Annotated in this window: 9 protein-coding genes; 5 read left to right on the top strand and 4 right to left on the bottom strand. The window is 58.7% G+C overall.

What is annotated here, in order from left to right; translation table 11 throughout:
• Positions 1–102: 102 nt before the first annotated feature.
• Entirely contained in the window at positions 103–354 is a 252-nt protein-coding gene (locus ACW9JE_RS27950) for a DUF6555 family protein (protein ID WP_224533809.1), read from the bottom strand.
• 333 nt (positions 355–687) lie between these two features.
• On the opposite strand from ACW9JE_RS27950, the gene ACW9JE_RS27955 reads away from it, so the two are divergent.
• Both ACW9JE_RS27955 and ACW9JE_RS27960 read left to right on the top strand, forming a co-directional pair.
• Complete coding sequence (locus ACW9JE_RS27955) at positions 688–1,218, top strand: hypothetical protein (RefSeq protein ID WP_457434595.1); 531 nt, start codon at positions 688–690, stop codon at positions 1,216–1,218.
• The gene (locus ACW9JE_RS27960) at positions 1,215–1,985 is read left to right on the top strand and encodes a DUF72 domain-containing protein (protein WP_457434596.1); all 771 of its coding nucleotides are present in this window, start codon (positions 1,215–1,217) and stop codon (positions 1,983–1,985) included. The genes ACW9JE_RS27955 and ACW9JE_RS27960 overlap by 4 nt, the downstream gene beginning before the upstream one ends.
• Here the strand turns inward: ACW9JE_RS27960 and ACW9JE_RS27965 are convergent.
• Entirely contained in the window at positions 1,960–2,196 is a 237-nt protein-coding gene (locus ACW9JE_RS27965) for a hypothetical protein (protein WP_457434597.1), read from the bottom strand. The two genes, ACW9JE_RS27960 and ACW9JE_RS27965, sit on opposite strands and share 26 nt — an antisense overlap.
• Before the next feature lie 213 nt (positions 2,197–2,409).
• Between ACW9JE_RS27965 and ACW9JE_RS27970 the strand changes: the two genes are divergently transcribed.
• Genes ACW9JE_RS27970 through ACW9JE_RS27980 form a run of 3 tightly spaced genes read left to right on the top strand, consistent with a single transcriptional unit; the run spans position 2,410 to position 4,807 of the window.
• On the top strand, positions 2,410–3,438 hold the full coding sequence (locus ACW9JE_RS27970) for an acyl-CoA dehydrogenase (RefSeq protein ID WP_457434598.1): 1,029 nt from the start codon (positions 2,410–2,412) through the stop codon (positions 3,436–3,438).
• Positions 3,435–4,208 carry a PIG-L deacetylase family protein gene (locus tag ACW9JE_RS27975; protein ID WP_457434599.1) on the top strand — a complete coding sequence of 258 codons (774 nt, stop codon included), beginning with the start codon at positions 3,435–3,437 and terminating at the stop codon, positions 4,206–4,208. Before ACW9JE_RS27970 ends, ACW9JE_RS27975 begins: the two co-directional genes overlap by 4 nt.
• Positions 4,205–4,807 (top strand): class I SAM-dependent methyltransferase, encoded by a 603-nt coding sequence (locus ACW9JE_RS27980; RefSeq protein ID WP_457434600.1) that lies wholly within the window; start codon positions 4,205–4,207, stop codon positions 4,805–4,807. The genes ACW9JE_RS27975 and ACW9JE_RS27980 overlap by 4 nt, the downstream gene beginning before the upstream one ends.
• Here ACW9JE_RS27980 and ACW9JE_RS27985 read toward each other — a convergent pair.
• Positions 4,804–5,454, bottom strand: a complete 651-nt coding sequence (locus ACW9JE_RS27985) for a glycosyltransferase (RefSeq protein ID WP_457434601.1) — start codon at positions 5,452–5,454, stop codon at positions 4,804–4,806. The genes ACW9JE_RS27980 and ACW9JE_RS27985 overlap by 4 nt on opposite strands.
• A 35-nt stretch (positions 5,455–5,489) precedes the next feature.
• Complete coding sequence (locus tag ACW9JE_RS27990) at positions 5,490–5,750, bottom strand: hypothetical protein (protein WP_457434602.1); 261 nt, start codon at positions 5,748–5,750, stop codon at positions 5,490–5,492.
• Positions 5,751–5,953: the final 203 nt, after the last annotated feature.

Below are 5,953 nucleotides of genomic sequence, written 5' to 3' on the forward strand. Positions count from 1 at the left end.
CGTAGCAGTCCCATCTTTTTGGGCCGCTTCGCAGCCCAACGGGGGCAAGCCCCCTCGCCACAGATGAGCCCGTTCTCGCAGGCATACTCTTTCAGCAAGACATCAAGTCGTCTGCGTCCACTCCAACGTCGCCGTCTCCCGCCACTTCACATCCGTGATCCCGTACTTCTCCGCCTGCGGCCGCGAAACCACCTTCAACGGCGGCCGCCCCGGCTTGGGAATCGGCGCTACCCCCGCATCACAACTTGCCCAATGCCATGCCTGGACATTGTTCATGACAGGCGCGCGAATGATGAAAGACTTTGGCTTTCCATGAAGCTGGTATTCGATGATGAACATATCTGCGCGGGCCATGAGTCTCTCCTTAAGTTCTATGGGAAAGAGTCGTGGGGCTCGGGAAAATTCAAATTATTGAAAAGCAATGCCAATAACGCCGCCTGCCCCCGACTCTGATCGTTCCCACGCTCTGCGTGGGAATGCCTCCGGGGACGCTCCGCGTTCCTTCTTCAACGCCTGCGCAAAGCCGGCTATTGTCGCGACGCAGAGCGTCACTGGCTGCATTCCCACGCGGAACGTGGGAACGATCGGCCACAACAGCGGTTGCCTCCACGCTACCGTGCCAGTCATCCAGAACTTTGAACGCCTCGATTTGCGGCCCACCTAAAGCTCAAATCAGGAGGCCCCGTTTTGCCAAGAATACTCACATCACCCACCGCAGAAACCGAAGAACAAAACGCCCGGATGTTCGGCACGCCCAAGGAGCGTCTGGACTTCTACCGCAAGGAAATTCACTACGAAACCAGCATCCTCGCCAATCGCACCGACGCTTATCTGGCCGCCCAATCATTCCTGGTCATCGCTTTCGCCTCGTGCATGGCCAACCTCAATCCTGAATGGGGCAAGTCGTTCACGCTGGTGGTCCCGCCGTTCCTCGCGCTCTTGGGAGTACTCAGTTCCCTCAATGCCTGGCCTGGCATTCGGGCTTCGTACGACATCATCGATCACTGGTATTTCAAACAGAGCCAACTGTTGCGTAGCGAGCCGATGATGGGGCTGGCCTATGACGAATCGCCGTTGTTCAGCGCCCGTGAGTCCACCCACAAGGGCTACAAGAAGGCCTTGTTGTTTTCGGTGCGCACGCCTTGGATCTTCGCGATTTTCTGGATTGCGCTAGGGACATGGGCGGTCTTCATCCAGGTCACGAATCCGGGGGCATGATGATTACTGGAAGCGGGCAGGATTCTGTTTTGAGTCGGCCGGTGATTTTTGTCGGGTGCGCAGGCTGGAGCCTCTCGCGTGAACATGCATCGGCGTTTTCCAGCGAAGGCACTCATCTGCAACGCTACGCCTCGAGATTCAACGCCGTTGAAATCAATAGCTCCTTCTATCGCCCGCACCAAAGAAAAACCTACGAGCGCTGGGCCGAGTCGGTGCCTGAGGACTTTCGTTTTTGCGTGAAGATTCCAAAGGTGATCACTCATGAAAAACGTTTGGCTGATTGTTCGCCCGCATTGGATGCGTTTCTGGATCAATGCTGCGGGTTAGGAGATCGCCTGGGCAGTCTGCTGGTGCAACTGCCTCCCTCGTTGGCATTTGATGAAGCAATCGCAGAGCCATTCTTCGACTCGCTCAGACAACGGTTCAATGGACCGGTCGTCCTGGAGCCGCGCCATGAGTCATGGGTTGATGCCGAGTCAATGTTGAGGACCTATCGAATCGCCCAGGCAGCGGTCGACCCTTCGTGCATCAGCACTGATTCAATTCCTGGCGGCATGCCAGAGGTGAAGTATTGGCGTCTGCATGGCTCACCGCGTATTTACTTCAGCGCTTATGACTCGCCTTATCTGCAAGTTCTGGCAGACCAACTTCTAAAAACAAAGGCCGAATCCATCTGGTGCATCTTCGACAACACCGCCAGCGGGGCGGCATTGGGAAATGCCCTGGCGCTGAAGGCACTGCTCACTGATGCTCGAAGTTCTTCTTGAACCCGCGAAGGTTCATCAGACAAAGGCAGAATTGCAGAACAATCAGCGCATAGGCATGTGCATGCAGGCCCCAAACCACCCACAGAATATTGCTCAAGATAAAGCTGACGAACCCCGCCATTCTGCGGCCCGGGCGCTGAGACCCGATCAGCCATGCGGCCAGTACCGTGACCACCATTGCCGGCCATTGAACCCAGTCCAGATAGGGCAAATCGTTCACCTTTTTGTTTTTATATCAACGTCACCATCACTCGAAATAGAGATAACGCAGGCGCTGAATAATTCAGAGTTTCTGATTCGCATCCCCTCAATCAACCGCTCATCACCCATCTGCGTTAAATCTTTGAACATTCGCTGATTTTTTCCTGACTCAAGGACTGAGCAGAAAGACATTTACGCGTCGGCAAAGCCAAAGAGACAGGTCATGAGCAGATCGGCAATTTTCGAAAACCTGCTGGGAACGTTCGCTTCACGGCCCGTGACTCAGACGCCGGATAACGCGCTGCAACAAACCATGGAAGAGTTCGTGCGCGGCGGATTTACCAGTTTGCCGATGCCTGGTCGGGGCCAGACGCTGAGCCGTTGGCGCAAGTTGGCAGCGGTTTCAGCGAGCGATCTGGCGCTGGCCAAGTTGTATGAGGGTCATACCGATGCGATGGCCATCCTGACGGAGCTTGAGCCCGGGCGGCCGATCGCTATAGGCACGTGGGGAACCTGGGCGGCCGAGCCGCCATTTGCACGGGTGAAAATTTCCGCTCGACATGGCGATGAGGTGTATCTGGAGGGACGCAAGGCCTGGTGTTCAGGGGCTCCGTTACTGGATTGGGCATTGGTGACCGCTTGGGATGAACAGCTGCAACCGCAGTTGATTGCCGTCCAATTGAATCAACCCACGATCAGCCTGATCGCTGACGGTTGGCAGGCAGTTGGCATGAACAGCACGGCCAGCATCGATGTGCGGTTCGAAGGTACGCGCGGTCGTTGCGTCGGGTTGCCGGGTGAGTATCTGGACCGACCGGGGTTCTGGCAGGGCGGCGGTGGCATCGCCGCGTGCTGGTATGGCGCGGCGTGCGAGTTGGCGGGGTTTCTGCGCGCGCATTGCGCTCAGCCTTATCACGATGCCCATGCCGAAGTGCATCTGGGGGCGGTTGATACGGCGCTGTGTGCTGCGGCTGCTTCGTTGAGGGAAACGGCGGCGTGGATCGATGCCAATCCACGGGAATCGCCGGAGGTCCAGGTCAGGCGACTGCGGGCACAGGTCGAGGTGGCCGTCGATTCTGTGCTCGAACACGTCGGACGTGCGCTGGGCGCCACGCCTTTTTGTCGCAACAGTCACTTTGCAAGGCTGGCGGCGGATCTGCCGGTGTTCGTGCGCCAGAGTCATGCCGAGAAGGATCTGGCGGAGCTGGGCAAGCTGGTCGCTGCTCTAGTAGTCGATGGGTGGATGTTGTGACGCTCGAGGCCGTCGCGCAGGCGGAAAATCTCATTCAGGGGCTCGGGACTTCGCTGGCCGATTGGCAGGGCAGTGAGGTGCTGGCTGGAGTGCCTGTCATTGACCACCGACAACTGGTGCCGCCGGGACACCGGCTGGTGGTGATTGCCCCTCATCCCGACGATGAAGTGCTCGCCTGCGCTGGCATATTGGCCGCAATGGCGGGCCGTGAAGCAGATGTCTTGATGATTGCGGTGACCGATGGCGAGGCCAGTCATCCGGGGTCGCTGACGTGGACAGCTTCACAACTGCGTCGGGAGCGGCCACTGGAAAGCGTTCGGGCGTTGAGTCGTCTGAGGCTTGAGGTCGGTGCGGTGGAGTGGTTGCGACTGGGTTTGCCCGACAGCGGTGTTCCGGCGTTCGAGGGCCTGCTGGTCGAGCGCTTGCTGGAAGTTATTCGGCCGGGAGATCGAGTGCTTACGACCTGGCGGTTCGACGGGCATTGCGATCATGAGGCGACGGGCAGGGCGGCGGCCCGCGTGGCGCTACGGCACCAGGCGTGCCTGATCGAAATGCCGGTCTGGGCCTGGCATTGGGCTGCACCGCAGGATCCGAGAATTCCATGGGCGCGAGCACGCAAGTTCATGCTCGGTGCCGAGGTGCTGCGCATGAAGCGTCATGCAATCAATGCCCATCTCTCGCAAACCTGCAGCGACGGCCAAAGCCCGCCTGTGCTGGAACGCGAAACCCTGGAGCGTCTGCTGCAGCCTTTTGAACTGGTGTTCCTGTGAGCGTATCGCCTGATTATTTCGAGCAACTGTTCAGCGACAGTGACGATCCTTGGGCGTTTCGCACCCGTTGGTACGAGAAGCGCAAGCGTGACTTGATGCTCGCCAGTCTGGCGCGTCAACGTTATCAACGGGTTTTCGAGCCAGCTTGTGCCAATGGCGAGTTCAGTGTTGTGCTGGCCGAGCGCAGTGAGTGGGTGTTGTGCCAGGACATCACCGATAAGGCCGTGCATCTGGCTCGGCAGCGAGTGAGTCATTTTCCGCATGTGCGAGTGGAGCAGGGGCGCGTACCCGAAGACTGGCCCGAGGGTAGCTTCGATCTGATTGTGCTGAGTGAGTTTGGCTACTACCTCGATTCAACCGACTGGCAGCGGGTGATCGAAAACACGGTTCGCAGCTTGAGTTCTGAGGGTGGCGTGCTTGCCTGCCACTGGCTGCATCCGATTGAAGGGTGTTCGCAGAACGGCCGTGAGGTTCACCAGAAGCTGGCCGAGGGTTTGGGCCTGCACCGGATCCTGTGCCATGAGGAAACGAATTTTCTGCTCGAATACTGGTGTCGCCGCCAGGTCACGGTCGATCTGGCCGAACGCTGCAGTGACTAAAGGGCCAGCGATTTCAGGTAATCGCCGAAACCTTCCCGGCATCGGCAGTCCTTGCGCGCGCTTGTGGTCACGCGGTTGCTCGCGGTCCACATGATGTTGGCGCCGCTGCGCTCCAGATCGGCAATCAGTTGCACATCTTCATGGGCCGGCAAGGGCTGGAAGCCGCCTGCCTTGCGGTAGGCCGCCGAGGAAACGCCCAGGTTCGCCCCATGGATATGCCGATGGCCATCGATATTGCGGTAATGGGCGTGGTAGCGCTCACGCACTTGTGGCGAGTGCTCCGACCAGTCGTGGACTTCCACCAGGCCGCAGACGGCGTCGCTATTGAATCTGATCTGCGCGGCCAGCCATGAATCGGGGACCACGGTGTCGGCATCGGTGAACGCCAGCCAGCGCGCATCCACGTCCAGCAGATGCGCGGCGCCGTGGGCCCGGGATTTTCCGACGTTGCGATGGCTGCAGGTCAGGGTCATCACGCCGTAGGACTGGGCGATGTGCAGGGAGGTGTCTGTGCAATCGTCCAGAACGATCAGGATTTTGACTTCTTCATTGTCCAGATCCCGATGAAGCGCTGCGGTCAGCAGGGATTCGATGCACTGGTCCAGAAGGTGTTCTTCGTTGTGCACGGGGACAATGACTCCGATCATTCGCGACGCTCCGTTGTTGGGTTGTGATCTGTGTTTCAAACGTCGATCTGCAGTTCCAGCTCACCGTTCTCCAGGTTGCGCGTGTGCACCACGGTGCCGGTCAGTGTCTGCTTCGAGGGTTGGGTGATGGTGATCGAATGCGCCTTGTGCAGATCATCGGGGAAGGGCGGCAGCACACGGACCTGAAAGGCGCCCGGCGTGATGGGGGTGATGACCAGCTGGCAGTCGAGGCTTTTGGCGATGGGTCCGAACAGGGTGTCGTGCAAGTAGTTGAGGTGAGCGGATGTGAGGTTCATGGCGGGACTCCAGACGAAAAACATGAGCGGCCGGACGACGCCCACCTGTTTGCTAGACGCCGGAGGGGATTGGGGAGTTCAAAAAATGCGGCCTCGAAATCGCCACCTGACATGTAGCAGCTGGCGAAGCCTGCGTCCGGCTGCGCAGCAGTCGTAAATTCAGCCAACGCGTTGTATCAGGCAGATATTGCAATCAGGTTTTG

The sequence above is a fragment of the Pseudomonas sp. SDO55104_S430 genome (assembly GCF_054070595.1).

Bases quoted from the DNA above. Each gene is read 5' to 3' on its own strand.
- ACW9JE_RS27950 (WP_224533809.1), bottom strand. From the start codon at position 354: ATGGCCCGCGCAGATATGTTCATCATCGAATACCAGCTTCATGGAAAG.
- ACW9JE_RS27985 (WP_457434601.1), bottom strand. From the start codon at position 5,454: ATGATCGGAGTCATTGTCCCCGTGCACAACGAAGAACACCTTCTGGAC.
- ACW9JE_RS27990 (WP_457434602.1), bottom strand. From the start codon at position 5,750: ATGAACCTCACATCCGCTCACCTCAACTACTTGCACGACACCCTGTTC.
- ACW9JE_RS27960 (WP_457434596.1), top strand. From the start codon at position 1,215: ATGATGATTACTGGAAGCGGGCAGGATTCTGTTTTGAGTCGGCCGGTG.
- ACW9JE_RS27970 (WP_457434598.1), top strand. From the start codon at position 2,410: ATGAGCAGATCGGCAATTTTCGAAAACCTGCTGGGAACGTTCGCTTCA.